The 389-nt window shown below is 39.3% G+C and carries 1 protein-coding gene; it reads left to right on the top strand.

The features are described 5' to 3' along the window. The coding region (locus MOC86_RS21075; RefSeq protein ID WP_268585944.1) for an IS3 family transposase at nt 1–389 on the top strand (389 nt) is incomplete at both ends.

Raw genomic sequence — 389 nt, 5'->3', positions numbered from 1 at the left:
AACAGACAGTTCAAAGCGTCACAGCCAAATGAAAAATGGGTAACGGATATCACGTATCTTCTATTTCAAGGAAGAAAGTTATACCTCTCTGTCATTAAGGACTTATACAACCACGAGGTTGTGGCTTATCAGATGAGTCACAGAAATGATCTGCAGCTTGTCATGGATACTCTTAAGAAAGCTCGCAAGAACCGGAATGTACAAGGCGTTCTTCTGCACAGTGATCAAGGATTTCAGTACACATCCCATCAATATAACAATGCCCTTAAAAAATACAAGATGAAAGCCAGTATGTCTCGAAAAGGAAACTGTTGGGATAATGCAAGTATGGAAAACTTCTTTAGCCATTTTAAATCAGAGTGTTTCCGTCTTCGTTCCTTCCATACAAC

Source organism: Priestia endophytica (genome assembly GCF_026790145.1).
In the GTDB taxonomy this organism is placed as follows: Bacteria; Bacillota; Bacilli; order Bacillales; family Bacillaceae_H; genus Bacillus_I; species Bacillus_I endophytica_A.
The sequence above is the reverse complement of the archived record's forward strand: the minus strand, read 5'-3'. Positions and strand labels throughout refer to the sequence as shown.